General features: G+C 39.1%; 11 protein-coding genes. 8 read left to right on the top strand and 3 right to left on the bottom strand.

The window, feature by feature from the left end; all coding sequences use genetic code 11:
• Window positions 1-238: 238 nt before the first annotated feature.
• The 7 genes from B154_RS0117870 to B154_RS33125 all read left to right on the top strand — a co-directional run bounded on the left by B154_RS0117870 (window position 239) and on the right by B154_RS33125 (window position 11,201).
• Window positions 239-1,252 carry a threonine aldolase family protein gene (locus B154_RS0117870; protein ID WP_018615653.1) on the top strand — a complete coding sequence of 338 codons (1,014 nt, stop codon included), beginning with the start codon at window positions 239-241 and terminating at the stop codon, window positions 1,250-1,252.
• Between the two features lie 36 nt (window positions 1,253-1,288).
• Window positions 1,289-2,944: a glucose-6-phosphate isomerase gene (gene pgi / locus B154_RS0117865; RefSeq protein ID WP_018615651.1), complete on the top strand. Its 1,656-nt coding sequence runs from the start codon at window positions 1,289-1,291 to the stop codon at window positions 2,942-2,944.
• Window positions 2,945-3,427: 483 nt separating this feature from the next.
• The gene (locus B154_RS0117860) at window positions 3,428-6,805 is read left to right on the top strand and encodes a SusC/RagA family TonB-linked outer membrane protein (protein WP_018615648.1); all 3,378 of its coding nucleotides are present in this window, start codon (window positions 3,428-3,430) and stop codon (window positions 6,803-6,805) included.
• 9 nt (window positions 6,806-6,814) lie between these two features.
• Complete coding sequence (locus B154_RS0117855; RefSeq protein ID WP_018615646.1) at window positions 6,815-8,275, top strand: RagB/SusD family nutrient uptake outer membrane protein; 1,461 nt, start codon at window positions 6,815-6,817, stop codon at window positions 8,273-8,275.
• A 17-nt stretch (window positions 8,276-8,292) separates the two neighbouring features.
• On the top strand, window positions 8,293-9,204 hold the full coding sequence (locus B154_RS0117850; RefSeq protein ID WP_018615644.1) for a zinc-binding metallopeptidase: 912 nt from the start codon (window positions 8,293-8,295) through the stop codon (window positions 9,202-9,204).
• 4 nt (window positions 9,205-9,208) lie between these two features.
• Complete coding sequence (locus B154_RS0117845; RefSeq protein WP_018615643.1) at window positions 9,209-10,528, top strand: DUF4302 domain-containing protein; 1,320 nt, start codon at window positions 9,209-9,211, stop codon at window positions 10,526-10,528.
• A gap of 85 nt (window positions 10,529-10,613) precedes the next feature.
• On the top strand, window positions 10,614-11,201 hold the full coding sequence (locus B154_RS33125; protein ID WP_018615642.1) for a hypothetical protein: 588 nt from the start codon (window positions 10,614-10,616) through the stop codon (window positions 11,199-11,201).
• 93 nt (window positions 11,202-11,294) lie between these two features.
• On the opposite strand, the gene pruA is transcribed toward B154_RS33125, so the two are convergent.
• From pruA to clpB, 3 genes are all read right to left on the bottom strand, one after another.
• Window positions 11,295-12,923 carry an L-glutamate gamma-semialdehyde dehydrogenase gene (gene pruA / locus B154_RS0117835; RefSeq protein WP_018615641.1) on the bottom strand — a complete coding sequence of 543 codons (1,629 nt, stop codon included), beginning with the start codon at window positions 12,921-12,923 and terminating at the stop codon, window positions 11,295-11,297.
• A 70-nt stretch (window positions 12,924-12,993) separates the two neighbouring features.
• Window positions 12,994-13,779, bottom strand: a complete 786-nt coding sequence (locus tag B154_RS0117830; RefSeq protein WP_018615640.1) for a Rieske (2Fe-2S) protein — start codon at window positions 13,777-13,779, stop codon at window positions 12,994-12,996.
• Between the two features lie 281 nt (window positions 13,780-14,060).
• Complete coding sequence (gene clpB / locus B154_RS0117825) at window positions 14,061-16,679, bottom strand: ATP-dependent chaperone ClpB (RefSeq protein WP_018615639.1); 2,619 nt, start codon at window positions 16,677-16,679, stop codon at window positions 14,061-14,063.
• Between the two features lie 784 nt (window positions 16,680-17,463).
• On the opposite strand from clpB, the gene B154_RS0117820 reads away from it, so the two are divergent.
• Window positions 17,464-23,619 (top strand): HAMP domain-containing protein, encoded by a 6,156-nt coding sequence (locus B154_RS0117820; protein WP_018615636.1) that lies wholly within the window; start codon window positions 17,464-17,466, stop codon window positions 23,617-23,619.
• Window positions 23,620-23,631: the final 12 nt, after the last annotated feature.

Genomic DNA, 23,631 nt, shown 5'->3' with positions numbered 1-23,631 from the left:
TATTCAGTTAGAAAAAGATAAGAAAATCACTAAAGTAGTTGCAAAGGTACGCCCACAGTAGCAGAAAAGCGAGTCTTTACAGAAAAACACTACCGTTTTTGTCTATACCTTAACCAATAATAATGCACTTTTTAACTTACTTAGAATTTGTTTCGATGAATATTACTAATATTTATTATTCAAAAAGCATACCCGAAAAAATGTAAAATAAATCCTATTCACTTAATTTCGTGATTTTATGATTGATTTTCGTTCGGATACGTTTACCAAACCGACTCCCGGCATGCTTGAAGCTATGTTTAAAGCTGAAGTAGGAGACGATGTATATGGAGAAGACCCTACTGTAAATAAACTTGAGTCGTACTCTGCGGATATGTTTGGAATGGAGGCAGCCCTATTTTGTCCCAGCGGAACGATGACTAATCAGATAGCAATAAAATGTCATACGCAACCGGGAGATGAAGTTATTTGTGATCAACTTTCTCATGTTTATATTTATGAAGGCGGAGGCATTGCTTTTAATTCTTTAAGTTCTGTAAGGCCAATTATCGGTAACTGTGGAAGAATAACAGCAGATCAGGTAGCGGATGCGATAAATCCTGATGACATTCATAAACCAAGAACAAGTCTTGTAAGCCTGGAAAACACAGCGAACAGGGGAGGTGGCAGTTGTTATGACTTTTCTGAAATAGAAAAAATTAAAGAAGTATGTTTAAAAAACAATCTCTCCCTGCATCTCGACGGAGCTCGTTTGTTTAATGCAATTGTTGTAAAAGGGGAAAAGGCCGAACAATTTGGAAACATTTTCGATAGCATTTCCATTTGCTTAAGTAAAGGGCTTGGAGCTCCCGTTGGCAGTATTTTGATCGGTAAAAAAAATTTCATAAAAAAAGCAAGGCGCATAAGAAAAGTTTTAGGTGGTGGAATGAGACAGGTTGGTTATATTGCTGCTGCTGGTTTATATGCCCTTGACAACCATGTAGAGCGCCTTGCCGATGATCATCGTCATGCTAAAATGATCGCCGCCGCTTTAGAAAAAAAAGAGTTTACAGGTACTATTCTTCCGGTAGAAACCAATATTCTTATTTTTGACGTAAATGGAAAATTTACGCCTGCTTCGTTTACCAAAAGGGTGCTGGAAGATGATATAAAAGTAACCCCGATCTCAAAAACACAGGTAAGAATTGTTTTGCATTTAGGTATAACGGAAGATATGGTAGCAAGAACGATTAAAATAATTGAAGGTCTTTAGTTTTTATAATAAAGGAGAAAAAACAAAAAATCAATAATGTTCCCAAAAATAAATCCCACCAATACGCAGGCTTGGCTTCTTTTAAAAAGGCATTATGATGAAGAAATGCAAAGGACGCATTTGCGAAAGTTATTTACCACCGATCCTGAGCGTTTTAAAAAATTCTCTATATTTTTTGAAGATATATTATTTGATTACTCCAAAAATATCATCAATAATAAAACGCTTCAATTACTGTTTCAACTTGCAGATGAATGTAGTGTAAAAGAAGGTATCGAGGCAATGTTTTCGGGAGAAAAAATCAATGAAACAGAAAATCGCTCTGTTTTACATGTAGCCTTGCGCAACTTCTCCGACAGGCCCTATATGTCAGATGGAAAGGATGTGATGCCTGAGGTTGAAAAAGTAAGAGAACACATGCGCGAATTTACTGCAAAAGTTCACTCAGGCGAATGGAAGGGATATACAGGGAAAAAAATAAAATACATAGTAAATATTGGAATAGGTGGAAGTGATTTAGGGCCTGTTATGGTAACTGAGGCGTTACGGCCATACTGGCACGAAGGTATTGAGGCGTATTTTGTAAGCAATGTGGATGCAACGCATATAGTTGAAACACTCAAAAAAGTAACTCCTGAAGAAACGCTTTTTCTAATAGCATCAAAGACTTTCACAACTCAGGAGACCATGACCAATGCCAGAACGGCAAGAGACTGGTTCTTACAAGCAGCGGGAGACGAAAGCCATGTAGCAAAACATTTTGTCGCTCTCAGTACCAATGAAAAGGAAGTGACATCTTTTGGGATAGCTGCAGAAAACATGTTCGTTTTCTGGGATTGGGTAGGTGGAAGATACTCATTATGCAGTGCTATTGGGTTGTCAATTTCGCTTACAATAGGATACGACAACTTTGAACAATTACTCAGGGGAGCCTTTATAGTTGATGAACATTTCAGAAGTACAAAGTTTGCGAGTAATATTCCTGTTATTATGGCCCTCCTGGGCGTTTGGTATACAAACTTCTATGGAGCACAAAGCGAAGCAATTTTGCCTTACGACCAGTATATGCATCGTTTTGCAGCCTATTTTCAGCAGGGAAATATGGAAAGTAATGGTAAAAGTGTAGATAGAAACGGTTATGAGGTTAATTACTCGACCGGCCCGGTAATATGGGGTGAAGCGGGTACAAATGGCCAGCATGCCTTTTACCAGTTAATACACCAGGGCACCCTGATTATACCTTGTGATTTTATCGCTCCCGCAATAAGTCATAATCCGGTAGGCGATCATCATCTAAAATTGTTGAGCAACTTCTTCGCGCAGACCGAAGCTTTGATGAATGGAAAAACAGAAGAGGAAGTAACGGCCGAACTCGTAAAAGCAAACAAATCGAAAGAAGAAATCAGGAAGCTGCTTAAATTTAAAATGTTTAGAGGCAATAAACCCACAAATTCTTTTCTTTTAAAAGAGATAACACCTAAAAGCCTTGGTAGCCTTATTGCCATGTATGAACACAAAATTTTTGTGCAGGGAATTATCTGGAATATTTTCAGTTTCGATCAATGGGGGGTTGAATTAGGAAAGCAGTTGGCAAATAAAATTCTTCCTGAACTTGAAAGCCAGAGTGAGGTAGTGGACCACGATTCATCTACAAACGGTTTAATTAATACTTATAAAAAATTCAGGAAATGATAAACATTTACTTTTAGTAATTTTTCTTCTTAAAAGCAGCATTTTTGGCTGTTATCTTTTCTGTTAATAAGATAGAAACCTTAACTTTTTTAAGGCGGGTAAACACAAAATTATTTTTTGCGTATACTTACTGAATAGAGAGATCTAAGTCTTGTATCGCCTCCTTAGAAATTATTGGAAGAGGTTTTAATTTTTCTTCAATGGTTTTGTATTTATGTTTTATACATGTAAATGAGGGAGATGCAAGGTTTAAGAGGTGAATGATAAAAAAGAAGTTGTATTATTCTTATGAAAATCATTCTTTGAGAAGTTATTTCTGGATTACTTTTTATTCTTATTAATGAATCGCTTCAAAATATTATATTTAAATAATACTTGTGTTCAAAAAAAACTGTGGGTTCGTTTCTAAATTCTTTATAGAAGAAAAATCCCTTTGTTGCCTTACATAAAATTGTATCTATTATCTTAATTAATAAGAAAGTTATGATTAAAAAAATGTTAGGATGTTTTATTCTTCAAAATCTACAATTGAAGGATTTTCTTTTTGTCCTGAACATTTCATTTTTTTTGCTATTTTGCTTTGCCGCTAATTCACAGAATAATACAGTTCGTGGCAAAATAACAGACTCAATTGGAAAGCCTTTGTCAGACGTATCTGTACTGGTAAAAGGAACCAGAATAGGTACCAGCACAAATGCATCAGGTGAATTTGTTTTAAACCAGGTGCCAGCCAGATCAACTCTGGTAATAAGTTTTGTTGGATTAACAACACAGGAGGTGAGGCTGACTGCGGGTCAAAGAGCAGTAAATGTAGTAATGCATGAAGATGTAAGCAACCTGCAGGGGGTAGTTGTAACAGGTTTTCAACGAATTGAGAAGAAAAAGTTTACCGGCGCGGCGGTAACGCTGAGAGCCGAAGATGTAAAAACAGAAGGCGTTATAGATGTAAGCAGAATGCTCGAGGGACGGGCAGCAGGTGTATCTGTTCAAAATGTTTCCAGCACTTTTGGCAGCGCTCCTAAAGTCCACATTCGTGGAGCTACATCGATAAATGGAGAAAACAAGCCCCTGTGGGTGGTAGATGGAGTCGTGCTTGAAGACATTGTAAATATTTCAAACGAACAATTATCAAGCGGTGATCCTACTACCTTATTAGGTTCATCTGTCGCTGGCATTAACGCTAATGATATAGAAACTTTTGATATTCTAAAAGATGCCGCAGCAACAGCCTTATATGGTGCAAGAGCAATGAACGGTGTTGTGGTGATCACTACCAGGAAGGGACGTGCCGGCAAACCTTCTGTTAATTATACCGGGAACTTCAGCACTCAGTTAAAACCGAGCTACAGCAATTACAATATAATGAATTCCGCCGAACAGATGTCTGTTTTAGGTGAACTGGACCGTAAAGGTATATTAGCTCCTGATATATTGAGTCGCGCCGATTATGGAGTTTATGGTAAAATGTACGATCTAATCAACACCCCTGATGCAAATGGCAACTTTGCCTTAATGAATACTCCTGAAGCTAAAGCTGCATTTTTAAAAAAGTATGCTAAAGCAAACACAGATTGGTTTGATGTTTTATTTAAAAATTCGTTGACGCAGGAACATTCTCTAAGCATCTCTTCAGGCACTGAAAAATCGCAAAATTTCTTTTCGACCAGTTTTTATTATGATAAAGGATGGACAATAGCTGATAACGTAAAACGCTACACACTTAACTTTCGCAACAACTATAATTTCTCCGACAAATTATCAACAGGGTTTACAACAGTAGGTTCAGTTCGCCAGCAAAGAGCTCCCGGCGCTTTAAGTCGTGTAAGCAATCCTGTATCAGGACAATTTGACCGCGATTTCGATATTAATCCGTTCAGTTATGCCTTAAACTCAAGCAGAACTTTAACCGCTTATGACGACAACGGTCAACTGGAATATTTCAGGAGAAATTTTGCCCCTTTCAATATTATTAATGAGTTACAAAATAACTATCTGAATATTACTGTTGTCGATCTGAAATTGCAAGGCGAGTTAGGTTATAAATTTAATAACCACTTAAGATACGAATTTATTGGAGCATTAAGGTATGTGAGATCAACTTCAGAGCATCAAATTACCGAAAACGCAAATATGGCTGAGGCTTATAGGGCTAATGAAAATGCAACGATTGCCGCGAATAACAAATTCTTGTATCGAGATCCAGATAATCCCGCAGCACAGCCCGTAGTTGTTTTGCCGTATGGAGGTTTTTATAACAGAACAGAAAATCAGTTATTGAATTTTGATGTTCGCAATAGTTTAACTTACACCAACACTTTTAATGAAAAGCACAATATAAATATTTTGCTTGGCCAACAGGTAAAGTACGCAGACCGGCAAAATTTTACTAACACCGGTTATGGGTATCAATATGATAACGGCGGTATTCCTTTTGTTGATTATCGTATTTTAAAACAAACGATCGAAAGCAGTTTTCCTTATTACGAGATGACTAAAGATTATGATCGTTTCGCTGCCTTTTACCTTAATGGTCAGTATACTTTCGAAAAAAAATATAATTTCTACGGAACAGTAAGATATGATGGATCGAACAAATTGGGATCGTCGCCCAAAGCACGCTGGCTGCCAACATGGAGCTTTGGCGGAGCATGGAATGTGGAGGAAGAATCATTTATAAAGGATGTAAACTGGATTAGTTTCCTTAAGTTGAGAGCAAGCTACGGACTTACTGCAAGCCTCGGTCCTGCAACTAACTCAAATATCGTTTTAAGAAGTCAGATTACAAACAGAACTTATCCTAGCGAAAGAGAATCAATTATAAGATTAGCAAACCTTGAAAACTCTGATCTGACCTGGGAAAAGAACTACCAGGCAAACGTAGGATTAGATGCAGGTTTATTTAAAGGAAAATTAAGTACGAGCTTTGATATTTACGAAAGAAAAAGTTTTGACCTGATAAGCATCATAAAAACGTCTGGCGTCGGTGGCGAAGCATATAAGGCTGCCAACTATGCGGACATGACGTCGCGAGGTGCGGAAGCAGTGATCGGCGGACCAATAATCAGAAAAAGAAACTGGGGATGGCGGATAAATTTAACTGCAGGATATAATGAAACGAAAATAACGAATGTAAGAAATGTTCCCACAATTTTTGATCTGGTTAAAGCTGAAGGTGGAAATACCGGCGGCTACCCTGTAAACAGCATCTTCTCGTTGCGGTTTTCTGGGTTGGACCATACAACGGGAGTACCTTTATTTGTAAATGAAAAAGGAGAAGTAAGTTCTAATGTTTACCTTCAGGACCAGGTTACTTCTTACCTCGTATTTTCGGGATCTGTTGATCCTAAGTTAACAGGCGGATTTTCGAATACATTTAATTATAAGTCTTTTTCCCTAAATATTTTCGTCACTTACCAGGCTGGTAATAAGATAAGATTAAATCCATCCTTTAAAACTGCTTACACAGACTTTGATGCATTACCAAGAGAGTTTACTGACAGATGGGTAATGCCGGGAGATGAAAAAGTAACCAATGTTCCTTCAGTGCTGGATGCGTATCAGAGATATCTTATCAACGCAGAAGGAAGTTTTCCATATAATAATTATAATTATTCTGATGTCCGGATTGCTGACGGAGGCTTTGTAAGACTTAAAACAGTCTCATTAACATATAATCTAAATTCGGAAGCTTTAAAGAAAAGCGTGTTCAACTCATTATCTGTTACAGCTGTTGCCGCTAACCCCTGGCTAATTTATTCTGACAAAAAATTGAAAGGCCAGGATCCGGAGTTTTTCAATTCGGGCGGAGTTGCTCAACCCATTCAAAAACAATTTACACTTTCGCTAAAATTGGGACTATAAATTAAAATAATGAAAAGATTATCATTATATATTTCCTTATTCTGCCTCTTATTAAATGGGGGGTGTAACAAATACCTCGATAAAGAACCAGATAACAGGGTTAAATTAAATACACCTGAAAAAGTCTCACAGTTATTAGGTACTGCCTATCCCCAGGCTAATTACCAAGCTTTTGCGGAGACAATGACAGATAATGTAACGGATATTGGCAGCGGAGATCCTATTACAAACAATGTTATACATGATCCTTATTTTTTTGTTGACAGCCGTGAGACCCAGGAGGATTCCCCTGAAAACTATTGGGATTCCTGCTATGCAGCAGTTGCGGCCGCAAACCAGGCCTTAGAAACCATTAGTAAGGTTTCAGATCCGGAAAATTACAAGGCTCAAAAAGGTGAGGCTTTAGTGGCCAGGGCCTATGCTCACTTCATGCTTGTCAACTTCTTTTCGAAATTTTATGACGCCTCGACTGCATCTACCGATCCGGGTATACCATACGTTACCTCTCCAGAAACTATTGTATTTAAAAAGTACGAAAGAAAAACAGTTCAGTATGTTTACGACATGGTGGAAAAAGATCTGTTGGAAGGGCTGCCATTAATAGAAGATAAAATTTATAATGTACCTAAATATCATTTTAACCATGCTGCGGCAAATGCCTTTGCCGCCCGTTTTTATTTATATAAAAAAGACTATCCAAAGGTTATTCAATATGCTAATGAAGCAGTCCCGGGAAATTTTGCAGGGCATCTACGCGGTTGGAATAGTACTTATCAAAATATCACAGATGTAAATGAATTGTTTAAAATTTATGCAAAGGCTACCGAGCCGGCAAATCTGCTTTTACAGGAAACGAAATCCTACTGGTCGCGTTACTACTACACAAATAGGTATGGTGTAAGTGAACAGAAACAAAGTGAAATATTTCCGAAGCCAGATCCACTAACCGGAGGGAACTTTGCCTTTAAACTATATTCTGTATTTGAAGGTACTCACGAGTTGGTGCCAAAAATTGACGAGTATTTCGTAAAAGTTTCAGTAAACGCTAATATTGGAGATGCATACGTAATGGTTCCGCTTTTTACAACAGAAGAAGTCTTGTTTAACAGAGCGGAAGCTTATACTTATACAGGAAATATTACCGGCGCTATATCAGATCTCAACACTTATGCAAGCACACGCATTAATAATTATTCTCCTGCCACTAATACTTTAACTGAAGCAAGGATCAAATCGGTGACCGGTACTTCAGATATCCAGGTTGGTTTGATACGATCTATTTTGTTTTATAAAAGGGCAGAGTTTATTCATGAAGGTATGCGATGGTTTGATATATTAAGGTATAAAATACCAGTTGTACATACTACAAAAGACGGACAAGTGATAACATTGTCAGCTGATGATCTAAGAAGAGTCTTACAGCTACCGCAATCAACCTCCCTTGCAGGTCTGGAACAAAATCCGAGGTAGTTTTTAAAGTAACTTATATGAAAATCTTAAAATTCATCTTTTTTACACTTTCAGTTTCTGTTGTTGCAATTTCTTGTAAAAAAGAAGATGCTTTAGGAAACGTGGATAACATTCCCGGTCTTGGAGGGGATGTTTGGGCTAAAGGTCCTATTGATGACTGGATCTATGCTAACCTTACAACGCCGTATAATATTGGGGTAAAATATAAATGGGATCAATCTGAAGTTGATCTTGATAAAACACTTGTACCGCCAATGGAAGAAAAAGTGATACCTGTAATGTCAGCAATAAAAGAAGCATGGATAAACACCTATGTCGTTGAGGCGGGAAATCTTTTTTTTAAAAAAATAAGCCCGAAGTTTTTTATTCTTGTAGGCAGCCCCGCATATGAAAGAGGAGCCGTAAAATTAGGAACTGCAGAAGGCGGACGTAAAGTAGTACTTTACAATATTAATAGTTTTCGCATTAAAGGAATGCCAGGTTATACAGTACGGGATACAAGTACTGTTATAGATATGTTTCATGTTATTGAACATGAATTCTCCCATATTCTTGATCAAAATGTAAAAGTTCCGATAGAATTTAGCGCTCCAAGTGCATCATCTTATACGTCTGATTGGCTGAATGTTTCAAAACAAGATGCTTTAGATGAAGGTTTTATAACTCAATATTCAATTTCCGGAAAAGATGACGATTGGGCAGAAATGGTCTCTATGATGTTGGTACACGGCAAGCCATGGTTCGATAGCCTGGTTAACAGCATCAACTACACAGGTACAACTGCAAACGGAATAACGGCGGAGCAGGCAAAAGCAAGATTAAGACAGAAGGAGGCGTCTGTTGTAAGCTATTTTAAACAAGCCTGGAATATTGACTTTTACAATTTGCAGGCAAAAACGAAAGGTGCGATCGATCAACTTCTTTTTTAAAAAAATGATTACTGTATTAAATATGAGAAAAACTATTGCCTTTATCGTTTTAGCAATATTGACATTTTCAGCATGTAAAAAAGATGACAGCCATTTATTTAGTAAATCTCCTGATGAACGTATAAATGAAGCATTGGCAGCTTATCAAACCCAACTTACCACCGCCCCCAACGGATGGAAAGGATTTATTTACCCCAAAAGCGGGGGTGTCTACACTTTCTATTTCAGATTTAATGACTCTAACCGGGTAAGTATGTTATCTAGTTTCGATTCAGTTTCCGCAATTACATTAAAAGAAAGCAGTTACCGGTTAAAAGCGTTACAGCAACCCAGCCTTTTATTTGATACGTATTCTTATTTGCATGTTCTTGCCGATCCTAATCCAAATGTAAATGGCGGTACCGTAGGTGTAGGGTTGCAATCAGATTTTGAATTTTATTTTGACTCAAGCTCTGCTGATACCATCAACCTGGTAGGCAGGCTTAATGGAAGTAGGGCGACACTGGTAAAAGCGACTCCTGAGGAAGCTGCGGGATTTACTAGTGGCCAGTTGGCAGAAGGTTTTCTATTGAATAAGATTCTTACTTACTTCAAACGTCTCACAATTGGTTCTGAAAAGCTTGATTTTAATATCAATTCTTTAACGCGTACCATTTCGTTAGTTGATGCTACCGGAAACCTTTTAGACACATTATTGTCCACACGGTATTTTATGACTTTCGGAGGCGTTGGATTTGTAAAACCTTTAGTTGCTAACAATCAGAACATCACAGGAATTAGTAATATTAATTATAATCCTTCAAATGAAACAATAAGTTGTACTGTAAATAATGCTGCTGCCACTATTAGTAGTGTTATAGTGCCATTAAAAGTTGACATAAATGCACCGGCAAAATGGTATAATTTTAAAGCCTCCGACCCTAACGCCCCATATTGGTTTTCTTTTGGTGGATTTCATGTAAATGGAGTTGATAATGCTTATCGTTTAGACACCTTAACTTCCTCTAACCTTCCTTATTACTACTGGATTTACTGGCCTAAATACGCAGCCGGTAATGATTTATACGGACCAGCTTTGGTCGATACATCTAATTCTCTTACGCTTCACTACGCCAGTGCTCCCGCCGCGCCATCTTTTACCGGTGATGGACGAGCGATTTTTACAGAATTAGGTACGTATGGAAATTACCCGGCTTCGGGACCAGCATTTGAAATGGCGACTCAACTTTATATCAGAAGAGGTTATTACTTTGTTCAAACCAGTCAAAACACTTTTGATATGGTTAGCGCTTTGGATGGAAAATCGTGGTTAAGCTGGCAATAATTGTTGCTAAATAAATTTTTGTCAGAATAAAACGTTATTTTACAATTAAATTATTTCAGTTAAAAAACAATTAAAAAGCTCCTTTATGAAATGTAATTTTAGTAAGTCTCTTTACTTATTATTAGCACTTCCATTATTCTTTGCTTCATGTAGTAAAACAGGACCGGCAGGACCACAAGGCCCGGCAGGACCACAAGGACCGGCAGGTGCAGCCGGAGCTGCCGGTGCAGCAGGCGCGCCCGGTGTTAAAGGAGATCCGGGAACGGCTAATGTAATTTATTCAGCGTGGTTAAATGTAAAATACCAGGGCACGGACAGTACCGGTTGGACAGCCCAGATTGATGCTCCAAACCTGGTAGATTCTATTTTGAATAAAGGGGAGATAAAAGTTTACCTGAACGCGGGAAGTGATTCCACCTCAGATCAGTTTGTTTTCCCGCTTCCTATTTATGATGCATTTGTCGTAGGTGCTATAATAAACGCTTATTTTTCCCCTCAAAAAATTACACTTGCGTCAACAGCTAATGCCAGCTCATTTACATCAAACAGTTATAACCATTTTCAATATAGATACATTCTTATTCCCGGCGGCACTGCTGCAGGTCGCAAACCAAATGGTGTCGATTGGAATAATTATGCGGAGGTTAAAAAATATCTTGGTTTGAAGGATTAGCTCGAACGTTGAAATTCTTTATATTAATACTAAAGAGGCTGTTACTCCTGTAGCAGCCTCTTTAGTATTAGCATCTTCCTTTACATGGTTAAATTAGCTTTCCTGCAAAAAAGAATAGCGGTAATCGGTTGCTGGGTTAAATGTTTCTTTAATAGTTCTTGCACTCAGCCATCTATATAGATTAATCATGCTTCCCGCCTTGTCATTTGTGCCGCTGCTTCTTCCTCCGCCAAAAGGCTGTTGACCTACTACGGCTCCGGTTGGTTTATCATTTATATAAAAATTACCTGCACTATGTCTTAATTTTTGTGTAGCCAATTCAACTGCCTGCCTATCCTGCGATATGATAGCACCGGTAAGTCCATAAGGTGAAGTAGTATCTACAAACTCAAGCGCTTCATCAAATTTGTCAGCATCATAAGTATAAATGGTAAGGACAGGACCAAAAATTTCTTCGCACATAGTTGCATATCGCGGATCATTTGTTTCAATAATTGTTGGTTCTACAAAATAACCCGTTGTTTTATCACAGTTTCCACCAACGAGAATTTTTGCCGTATTTCCATCAATGTTGTCTATGTACCTTTTTATTTTATCAAAGCTCTTTTCATCTATGACCGCCCCCAGGAAATTAGTAAAATCTTCAACATTTCCCATTTTCATGCTTTTTACTTCTGCTACCAGTTTCGACTTAATTTCTTCAGCTAGATTGCTGGGCAAATAAGCCCTGGATGCAGCAGAGCATTTCTGCCCCTGGTATTCGAAAGCGCCACGGGCAAGTGCAGTAACAACAACATCTACCTGTGCACTTTTGTGTGCAATTACAAAGTCTTTGCCGCCCGTTTCACCAACAATTCTCGGATAACCTTTGTATTTGCTAATGTTCTCACCGATGGTCTTCCACATGTTATTAAAAACCGCTGTTGAGCCTGTAAAGTGTACTCCTGCAAAATCAGGATGAGCAAAGCATACTTTTCCCAGTACCGTCCCCTCAACATAAACAAGATTTATAACACCCTCCGGAAGGCCCGCTTCCTTCATTATCCGCATAAACATTTGCGCGGCAAAGATCTGTGTGTCGGCTGGTTTCCACACTACTACATTGCCACAAATTGCAGCGCTTGCAGGCAGATTACCAGCTATTGCGGTAAAGTTGAATGGCGTTACAGCCAATACGAATCCCTCCAGGCTGCGCCACTCCGTACGATTGTGCATACCGGAACTGGATATTGGTTGCTGCTTGTATATCTCGGTTACAAAATAAACATTAAAACGTAAAAAATCGATAAGCTCGCATGCACTGTCAATTTCTGCCTGGTAAGCTGTTTTACTTTGACCAAGCATGGTTGTACCATTCATAAAGGGCCTGTATTTTGTTGCTATCAGGTCAGCTGCTTTCAAAAAAATGTGGGCCCTTGTCTCCCAACTGGTGTTAGACCATGTCTCTCTTGCTTTTAATGCTGCGTCTATTGCCTGCCTTACATGTTGCTCATTACCAAAATGATAATGACCTAAAACATGCGATTTTTCATGCGGCGGATGTAATGACCTTTTATCACCTGTGCGTATTTCCTCTCCGCCTATATACATCGGTATATCAATCTCATCTTTTTTTAATTCTGCCAAAGCCTTTTTTAAAGCCACTTTTTCAGGACTTCCGGGTGCATAATTTAATACCGGTTCATTTACGGGAACAGGGTAACTGAAATATCCTAAGCTCATAATAATTATTTAAAAAATAATGCGAGAAACAAAATTAATTTATCTGTTTGCATGAAAAAGAGGAACCGGATCATATGATTAAAAATACTTTTCCACCTGCTTCTTTAACCTCGTATGTTTTTATACTGTCCTTTGCCGGTCCTGCTTTTACCTCACCAGTCTTTACATCAAACTGGCTGCCGTGCCATGGGCATTGTACTGTACCACAAATCATAGCTCCTCCTGCAAGCGATCCTCCCTTGTGTGAGCAACGGTCTTCAAAAGCAACATAACCATTATCTGTACGTGCAATTACGATTCGTTGATTTTTGGTGTGAATTAGTTTCATTTGGTCAACATCCAGTTCATTCGTATTGCAGACTTCAAAGGGACCCGTGTTTTCAGTAATATGAAGTTCTTTCCATTTTCCTGCTCCTGCATATCTAATATCTACACCAATCTGGTTTCGGTACACCAAAGTTCCACCCATCCATCCTGCAACAAATGTCAGCGTGACCCCTATAAGTTCAATTAGTAAAATAATATAAGGATTAATATCAACCCAGTACTTTAAATATAAAGCAATCGCAAAAATGAAAAGAACAGATGCGTTGATCAATCCGTGAGTAGCTCCTCTCTTTTTCGCTGAACTTTCTGGCGGAACAACAGACAAATAATCAATAACTCCGGGAATTGCTGCAAGTACTGCCCCAACTATTCCTGAGATATGCATGTATTTGCCAGTAATACTAAATCCTCCATCACCAAAAAATACAGCCAAAGCATCAAACAACAGTGTACCTATATAAAACGCAATAGGGAAAGTTACAAGTATAGGATGCAGAGGATGACTTTTAATGCTTGCTTTGCTTTTCATAAATGAATTTTGTATTGATATTTTATTATTGATGCTAATTCAGCAATACTGATCCAACAATAAAAATTTGTTGTTGTTCAAAGATATATCAGCATTTTAGTATTCGTTGTAAAAAGCAAGTTGACGTTTATAAAGTACACGTGCAAACAAAACCAAGAATAATGTTTGTTTTATTACAATATCTGGTTGCAACAACATATCTCACAGTAGACTAAATTTATTTAAAATAAAAAAGAGCCGGCAGGTATTAATCTGCAGGCTCTTACTATCTCTTCTGTTGTTTATACTACTTCATGCACTTCCTGGTTTCTGAAAACAACTACTCCGTCAAAGACATCTACCAGTACCGGTTTTGTTTTATCAATATCTCCGGCTAAGATTCTTTTACTTAGAGGATTAATAATTTCCTTTTGAATTAAGCGTTTCAATGGACGCGCACCGAACTGAGGATTGTAACCGTGTTGAGCAAGATAATCAAGAGCATATTCACTAAATTCCAACTGAATTCCACTATTTTGCTCTACCAATCTTTTTAGATTTTCTAGTTGAATTTTTATGATACCTTTTATCTCTTTTTTCATTAAAGGCTGGAACATGATTACTTCATCAATCCTGTTTAAAAACTCAGGACGAATGGTTTGTTTCAACAAATTAATTACCTCGACTTTTGCCTTTTCGACAACCTCTTCTTTGTTACTTTCATCCACGTCTTCAAAAGCCTCCTGGATAATTTGGCTTCCCATATTGCTGGTCATAATGATGATCGTATTTTTAAAGTTAACCGTACGACCTTTATTATCAGTTAAACGTCCGTCATCTAATACCTGTAGCAACACATTGTATACATCCGGGTGAGCCTTTTCAATTTCATCGAGCAAAACCACGCTGTAGGGTTTGCGGCGAACAGCTTCTGTCAGCTGGCCTCCTTCCTCGTATCCCACATATCCGGGAGGAGCACCTACCAGCCGGCTTACAGTATGTTTCTCCTGGTATTCACTCATGTCTATACGGGTCATCATGTTCTCATCATCAAACAGGTAATCTGCTAACGCCTTGGCTAATTCAGTTTTACCCACGCCTGTAGTGCCCAGAAATATAAAGGAACCTATAGGTTTTTTAGGATCATGAAGACCTGCACGGCTTCTTCTTATTGCGTCAGCTACAGCCTCAATCGCTTCATCCTGCCCAACTACTCTTTTGTGAAGTTCGTCTTCCAGATTTAATAGCTTTTCTCTTTCAGTTTGCAGCATTTTAGAAACAGGTATACCCGTTGCCTTTGCAACATTTTCCGCAATATCTTCTGCATCGACTTCTTCTTTAAGCAGACGCTTATTTTCACTTATTTCCTCAAGCTTTTGGGAATTTTCGTTAATTATTCTTTCCTGTTCCTGTACTTTGCCATATCGAATTTCGGCTACTCTGCCATATTCACCGTTACGCTCGGCTTGCTCAGCCTGTTGCTTTAAATTCTCAATTTCTGCTTTAGCATTTTGTATTTTTTCAACCAGTTCTTTTTCCTGTTGCCACTTAGCCTTTAGTGTATCTCTTTCAAGACTCAGCGTGCTTATATCCAATGCGAGCTGCTTCAGCTTGTCTTCGTCATTTTCTCTTTTGATTGCCTCACGTTCAATCTCTAACTGGCGAATTTTTCTCTCCAGTTCATCCAGTTCTTCAGGCATGCTGTTCATTTCAAGACGAAGCTTTGCAGCACTTTCATCTATAAGATCAATGGCCTTGTCAGGCAGAAAACGATCGGTGATATAACGGCTAGACAATTCAACAGCAGCAATAATAGCTTCGTCCTTAATTCGCACATGGTGGTGTGTTTCATAGCGGTCTTTTAAACCACGTAAAATAGAAACTGCGTCTTCTACACTTGGCTCATCTATCATTACTTTCTGAAAACGACGTTCAAGTGCTTTATCTTTTTCAAAATACTTCTGGTATTCATTCAAAGTAGTTGCTCCTATTGCCCGAAGTTCACCACGTGCAAGAGCAGGCTTTAAAATATTTGCAGCATCCATTGCACCCTCGCCGCCGCCGGCACCTATTAATGTATGAATTTCGTCAATAAATAATATAATATCACCATTGCTTTCGGCCACTTCTTTTACCACACTTTTCAGGCGCTCTTCAAACTCGCCTTTGTATTTTGCCCCCGCAATTAATTGTCCCATATCGAGGGCAAAAATTATTTTGCTCTTAAGATTTTCAGGTACGTCGCCATTTACTATTCTGTGTGCTAGTCCTTCTGCGATTGCAGTTTTACCTACGCCCGGTTCACCTACCAATATTGGATTGTTTTTACTTCGACGCGATAAAATATGCAAAGTTCGACGTATCTCTTCATCTCGTCCAATAACGGGATCAAGTTTCCCTTCACCTGCCATATCATTTAAATTCCGGGCATATTTTTGCAAAGCATTGTACTGTTGAGACGACGTCTGAGAGTTAACTGTAGAGCCTTTCCGTAAATCAAGAATTGCCGCTTTCAGACCCTTTTCTGTTACACCGGCATCTTTCAGCAATCGGGCAACATCATCATTGCCGTGCACTAAAGCAAGAAGTAGATGTTCTACGCTTACAAATTCATCTTTAAAATCTTTTATAACACTATTAGCCCGCAACAGTACATTATTCAAGTCCCGGCTAACATTTTGTGCCGGTTCTGTACCTGACACTTTCGGTAATTTGCTAATAGATTCTTCTACTTTGCTTCTTACAAAAGCAACATTCACATTGTTTTTCTTTAGCAAGAATTCGACAGGGCTGTTTTCATCGTCAAGCAGAGCTTTCAACACATGGTTGGTTTCAATATTGGGGTTACCATTATTGAAGGCGATTTCCTGCGCCTGTTGAATGATTTCCTGTGATTTAATCGTATAGTTATTTAAATTCATAATAATAAAATGTGTTTGTATCGGTTAAGTTAAAAAAAATAATGAGTAACGTATAAACAAGGATTTTTACACTTGTTTAAAAAATTTCTGAAACACCATCTTTAAAAAAGTTATCAATCCCTTTTTATAATATTTGTGATAAACACCTGCAACTGACGTTGTATCCTTGTTAGTTGCGAAGAAGATATTTTTCTTTAATCTAATAATACTTATCAAAAATTTATCCAACCAAATTTTGAAGCTAGAGTGGCAGCTGATGTTGGTATAAACTGAATGAATGTCAGTGCTTTACAAGTTTCCATGAAAAAAAAGCAGATATAGTTGCACCTGTGATGAGATAAAAGGTAAAATGTTCTACACTCATAGCCCTCAACTAATAAAGTTAGCTTTGTATAAGTTTTATTAGAAGATATTTTTTTTCGCTTCTTAAACTGTTTTAATATACTTTTAATTATAAACTTTCTGTTTTCTTATAATTTCTGGTAATTTCAAGATGTAAGTTAAGTAGCCTGCCCGCTAAAAGTTGGATAAGTTTTCAAACGAGATTTAATAAACCTAACAGGTGCAAACAACAACGGTTTAAAATACAGACCTTGAAAAAGATTGATTTTAGTAGCAACCGTGGTATCTTAAACAAAAACGGATATTGATTTATCTATAAAAACTTCGATAAGGGTTAAAGAAGTAACAAAAAAATAATAATTGTATAATAATCATTAATTATTGATCGTTTTCAACCTGCTACTAACTTTTTATGTAGGTTTGAATTCCAATCCATTTGTATATGAATACGAAAAAGACAACATCTAACAGTAATGTTCCTGCCATAGATACGATTACTTCAGATGACATTGCCTCTGTTGCCGGATCAGAAAAAAAGAAAAGCAATGGAAATAGCAATGGTAAGGTTAAACATAAGCCTCTGCCTGCTTATGAAAATTCCGCTGGAGCCGATGACTTAGACAGACGCGAACTACTACGGGTGTTATCAGAAGTAAAAAATGGAAATTTCAATGTCAGGATGCCTATTGATCTTCTGGGCATAGACGGAAAAATCTGCGATACTCTAAACGATATTATATACCTGAATGAAAGGTTGATGGAGGAACTTACCCTCGCCGGCAAAACTATTGGTAAACAGGGTAAGTTAAATCATCGTGTAGAACTTCCTTTTGCAAAAGGCTCCTGGAACACTGGTGTTGACTCAATAAATAATCTTATCTCCGACCTTGTACACCCTACGGTGGAAATTGCACACGTAATTGGCTCTGTGGCAAAAGGTAATTTATCACAAGAGATGCCTCTCCAAATTGGCGACCACGTGCTACAGGGAGAGTTTGCACGTATTGCCCGAGAGGTAAACGACATGGTGAAGCAGTTGAATTTGTTCTCGATGGAGGTAACTCGTGTGGCCCGCGAAGTAGGTTCTGAGGGTAAGCTGGGAGGGCAGGCACGTGTAAAAGGAGTTGCCGGTGTGTGGAAAGATTTAACAGACTCAGTAAACCAGATGGCAGGTAATCTCACCGCGCAGGTACGTAACATCGCAGAGGTAACCACCGCGGTAGCAAAGGGAGACTTGTCAAAGAAAATTACCGTGGACGTACAAGGGGAAATCCTTGAGTTAAAGAATACAATCAATACGATGGTGGACCAGTTGAACTCGTTTTCCTCGGAGGTAACAAGGGTTGCCCGTGAGGTGGGAACTGAAGGTAAACTGGGTGGACAGGCAACAGTAAAAGGTGTTGCCGGAACATGGAAAGACTTGACCGACTCCGTGAACCAGATGGCAAGTAACCTTACCGGCCAGGTGCGTAACATTGCCGAAGTAACAACAGCCGTGGCTCGTGGAGATTTATCAAGAAAAATTACGGTGGACGTAAAAGGAGAAATCCTCGAGTTGAAAAACACTATCAACACGATGGTAGATCAGTTGAACTCATTCTCTGCTGAGGTTACGCGTGTGGCCCGAGAGGTAGGTTCTGAAGGTAAACTGGGTGGACAGGCTACAGTAAAAGGAGTGGGCGGTGTATGGAAAGATTTGACAGATAACGTAAACCAGTTGGCGGGTAACCTTACCGTTCAGCTTCGTGACGTATCAAAAGTTGCAACAGCGATTGCGAATGGTGACTTGACACAAAAAATTACGGTTGATGTGAAGGGAGAAATCCTTCAAATTAAGGATGTAATTAACAGGATGGTTGACCAGCTCAACTCATTTGCGTCTGAGGTAACACGTGTGGCGCTTGAGGTAGGTACAGAAGGTAAACTGGGTGGCCAGGCGAAAGTGCAGGGAGTCGGTGGTACATGGAAAGACTTGACGGACTCGGTAAATAACATGGCGGGAAACCTTACAGCACAGGTACGTAACATTGCTGAGGTAACAACTGCGGTGGCAAACGGTGATTTGTCTAAAAAGATTACGGTTGACGTTGCGGGAGAAATCCTTGAACTGAAACGAACCATTAACACGATGGTGGACCAGTTAAACTCATTTGCGTCTGAGGTAACACGTGTGGCACTTGAGGTAGGTACCGAAGGTAAATTGGGTGGCCAGGCGAAAGTGCAGGGTGTGGGTGGTACATGGAAAGACTTAACAGAATCAGTAAACCAAATGGGTAGTAACCTTACTGCCCAGGTAAGAAATATTGCCGAGGTAACAACGGCGGTGGCGAAAGGAGACCTTAGCCGTAAGATCACGGTGGACGTAAAAGGTGAGATCCTGGAATTAAAAAACACCATCAATACCATGGTAGACCAGTTGAACTCATTCGGTTCAGAGGTGTTTCGTGTGGCTCGTGAGGTTGGTTCTGAAGGTAGATTGGGAGGCCAGGCGGACGTACCGGGTGTGGAAGGACTTTGGAAAGACTTAACTGACTCGGTAAATAAAATGGCATCTAACCTTACCGCACAGGTACGTAACATCGCCGAGGTAACAACAGCGGTGGCAAACGGTGATCTTAGCCGTAAAATTGAGGTGGACGTAAAAGGTGAAATCCTTGAATTAAAAAATACCATCAACACGATGGTGGAACAGCTTCGTGCGTTCGCATCGGAGGTAACAAGGGTTGCACGTGAGGTGGGTACAGAAGGTAAACTCGGTGGACAGGCAAACGTGCCTGGAGTGGGTGGTACATGGAAAGACCTGACAGACTCGGTAAACCAAATGGCTGGTAACCTGACAGCCCAGGTACGTAACATTGCCGATGTGGCTATTGCGGTGGCGAACGGAGACATGTCAAGAAAGATTACGGTGGACGTACGTGGAGAAATCCTTCAATTGAAAGAAACTCTAAACACGATGGTGGATCAGCTTCGGGCGTTTGCATCTGAGGTAACAAGGGTGGCGCGTGAGGTAGGTTCTGAAGGTAAATTGGGTGGTCAGGCATTCGTGCCAGGCGTTGCGGGAACATGGAAAGACCTGACTGACTCTGTAAATCAGATGACTGGTAACCTTACCTCCCAGGTGCGTAACATCGCGGAGGTAACGAAAGCGGTGGCATCAGGTGACCTTTCTAAAAAAGTAACCATCGACGTTAAGGGTGAAATCTTCGACCTGAAAAATACCATTAACACAATGGTGGATCAGTTGAACTCGTTCGCTTACGAGGTCACGCGTGTGGCGCGTGAAGTAGGTACCGAAGGTAAACTCGGTGGACAGGCAGAGGTGCAAGGTGTGGCAGGTACGTGGAAAGACTTGACTGACTCTGTGAACATGATGGCGTCGAACCTTACCAATCAGGTACGCGGCATTGCGAAGGTGGTAACAGCGGTTGCGACCGGTAACCTAAAACAAAAACTTTCGATTGTATCCCGTGGTGAGGTGGCTCAGTTGACAGATACAATTAACGAAATGATTGATACGCTGGCGGTGTTTGCTGATCAGGTAACTACTGTGGCACGTGAGGTGGGTGTGGATGGGAGATTGGGTGGACAGGCATCGGTGCCAGGTGCTTCCGGTACGTGGAAAGATTTGACGGAAAACGTGAACCAGCTAGCTGAAAATCTTACAACCCAGGTAAGGGCAATTTCTGAAGTGGCATCAGCGGTAACAAAAGGGGATCTTACACAGATGATTCGTGTAGAAGCGAAGGGTGAGGTGGAAGAATTAAAAGATACCATCAACCAGATGATTGCAAACCTTAAGAGCACAACGCTGCTTAACCAGGAGCAGGACTGGTTAAAATCGAATTTGGCAAAGTTTACCCAAATGCTGCAGGGCCAGAAAGATTTAAATACTGTCACCCGCAGAATCCTTTCGGAGCTGGCGCAAGTGGTAAATGCACAAAAAGGAATGTTCTACATCCTGGAACAGGACGAAAACTTACAAAATCAAAAATTAAAACTATTTGCAGCGTATGCTTACGGTAAAGAAATAGATGCGTCAAGAGAATTTTCGCTTGGTGAAGGATTGGTTGGACAGTGTGCATTGCAGAAAGAAAGAATTTTGCTGACCTCAGTACCGCGAGATTACATTAAAATCGAATCGGGGTTAGGCGGTGCAACACCATTAAACCTAATTGTACTTCCGGTATTGTTCGAATCTCAAATCAAAGCAGTAATTGAACTTGCGTCGTTCGATGCATTTAGCGAAACACATCTTGACTTCTTAAGCCAGCTTACGGAAAGTATTGGTATTGTACTCAATACGATAGAAGCTAACTCAAGAACTGAGGACCTGCTGGAGCAATCCACATCCCTGGCCGATGAATTAAGAAGAACAAACGAAGAATTGCAGGATAAAGCCCACCTTCTTGTAAAACAAAAAGAAGAAGTGGAAGCAAAGAACAAAGAAGTGGAGGAAGCAAGAAAATCTCTTGAAGAAAAGGCGGAGCAATTGCAGCTTACTTCAAAGTATAAATCGGAGTTTCTGGCAAACATGTCTCACGAGTTGAGAACCCCTTTAAACTCTTTATTAATTCTTGCACAGCAGTTGTTCGAAAACCAGGAAGGCAACCTTTCAGAAAAACAGGTGCGATACGCTAAAACCATTCACAGTTGCGGTGATGACCTTATCCAGTTAATCAATGATATTCTTGACCTGTCCAAGATTGAATCTGGTTATATTTCTACAGACTTTATAAACGTGAGGTTTAACGAGATTACTTCTTTTGTTGAAACGACTTTTAAACATATTTCTGAAAGTAAGAATCTTCGTTTTGGTATTGAAATGGATGAAAAATTACCAAATAGTCTTGAAACTGATATACAACGGCTCAACCAGATATTGAAGAACCTGTTATCAAATGCGTTTAAATTTACCGACAAAGGTGAAGTAAAACTCAGAATATACGAAGCAAGGCATAATTGGAAATCAAGTACATTCAGTCTTGATAATGCGGGTAAAGTAGTAGCATTTGAAATTAAAGACACCGGGATTGGAATTTCGAAAGACAAACAAAATATTATATTCGAAGCTTTTCAGCAGGCCGAAGGATCTACCAGCCGCAAATACGGAGGAACAGGCTTAGGTTTGTCTATCAGCAGAGGATTGGCCGACCTGTTAGGAGGTACTATAGAACTGGAAAGTGAACCTGGAAGAGGAAGTACGTTTACCTTGTTCCTGCCAATTAATTATAATCCAGCCAATGTAAAAAAAGAAAAGCAGAGTAGTCTTACCATAAGTCAATATAAATTGGCAGAAAATGATGAAAACATCGCTATTCAATCAGTGCCTACTATAAAAGTGTCAGAAACGAAGGAATTGAACCTTTTAAATGAGATCATTAATGAAACAGGTGATGATAGAAATAATATTCTCAGTCACGACAAGGTATTGTTGGTTGTAGAGGATGACATGCGTTTTGCAAAGATTATGATTGAGAAGGCGCATGAAATGAACCTGAAAGTAGTTGTTGCAAAAGGATTTGGTGATGTATTTGAGTTGATGAATAAGTTCAACCCAGTTGCAGTGACACTCGATGTAAAGCTACCGGATGCCAGCGGTTGGAAAATATTAGATCTCTTTAAAAATGACATCAACTTTAAACATATTCCAGTTCACCTTATTTCAGGTGAAGAAAACAGGTTGCTCGCTATGCAGCGGGGTGCAAGAAGCTTTAACCTGAAGCCACTGAAGAATGAAGCATTAAACGTATTGTTTAATGATATTGTAACATTTCATGCAAGAAAAACAAAAAATGTTCTTATTGTAGAAGACAACGAATTAGAGTCTTCCCAAATAGCTAAGATGCTGGACAATGGCGAACTGATTGATATCAAAATAGCGAGCACGGGCAAGGAAGGATTAGAACTTATAAATAAAAATTCATTTGATTGCATTATTGTTGATTTTATGCTTCCTGATATTGCCGGAATGGAGTTTGTTTCGGAAATCAACCACATGAGTAAGGTACAGCTTACACCTATAATTATTTACTCTGCAAAAGACTTCTCTAATAAAGAGAAAAACCAGTTAAAACAATATGCAAATCGAATTCTTTTAAAAGACGTTAACTCACTTGATCTACTGCTTGAAGAAACAATAATGCAATTGCATATTGACCACAAAGACCTTTTGCCCGAAAAAAGAAAAATAATAGACAACTTAAATTCACGTGTAGATGTTATTACCAATAAAAATGTTCTTATTGTTGATGATGATGTGAGAAATCTTTTTGCACTTACTACAGCATTTGAACGTTACGGAGTTAATACTATTACTGCAGAAAGTGGGCAGGAAGCAATAAATATTCTTGCAGAGAATAATAAGATCGATATTGTGCTTATGGATATAATGATGCCTGAGATGGATGGATATGAGACTACCCAAAAAATAAGGCGCGAACATAAGAATAACAATCTTCCCATTATTGCTGTTACTGCTAAGGCAATGAAAGGTGACCGTGAAAAATGTATTGAAGCTGGCGCTTCTGATTATATAACTAAACCTGTAAAAATAGATCAGTTACTATCTTTGATGCGGGTATGGCTGTATAAATAATATATGATAGAA

Origin of the sequence: Segetibacter koreensis DSM 18137 (assembly GCF_000374045.1) — a bacterium.
Lineage (GTDB): Bacteria > Bacteroidota > Bacteroidia > Chitinophagales > Chitinophagaceae > Segetibacter > Segetibacter koreensis.
The sequence above is the reverse complement of the archived record's forward strand: the minus strand, read 5'-3'. Positions and strand labels throughout refer to the sequence as shown.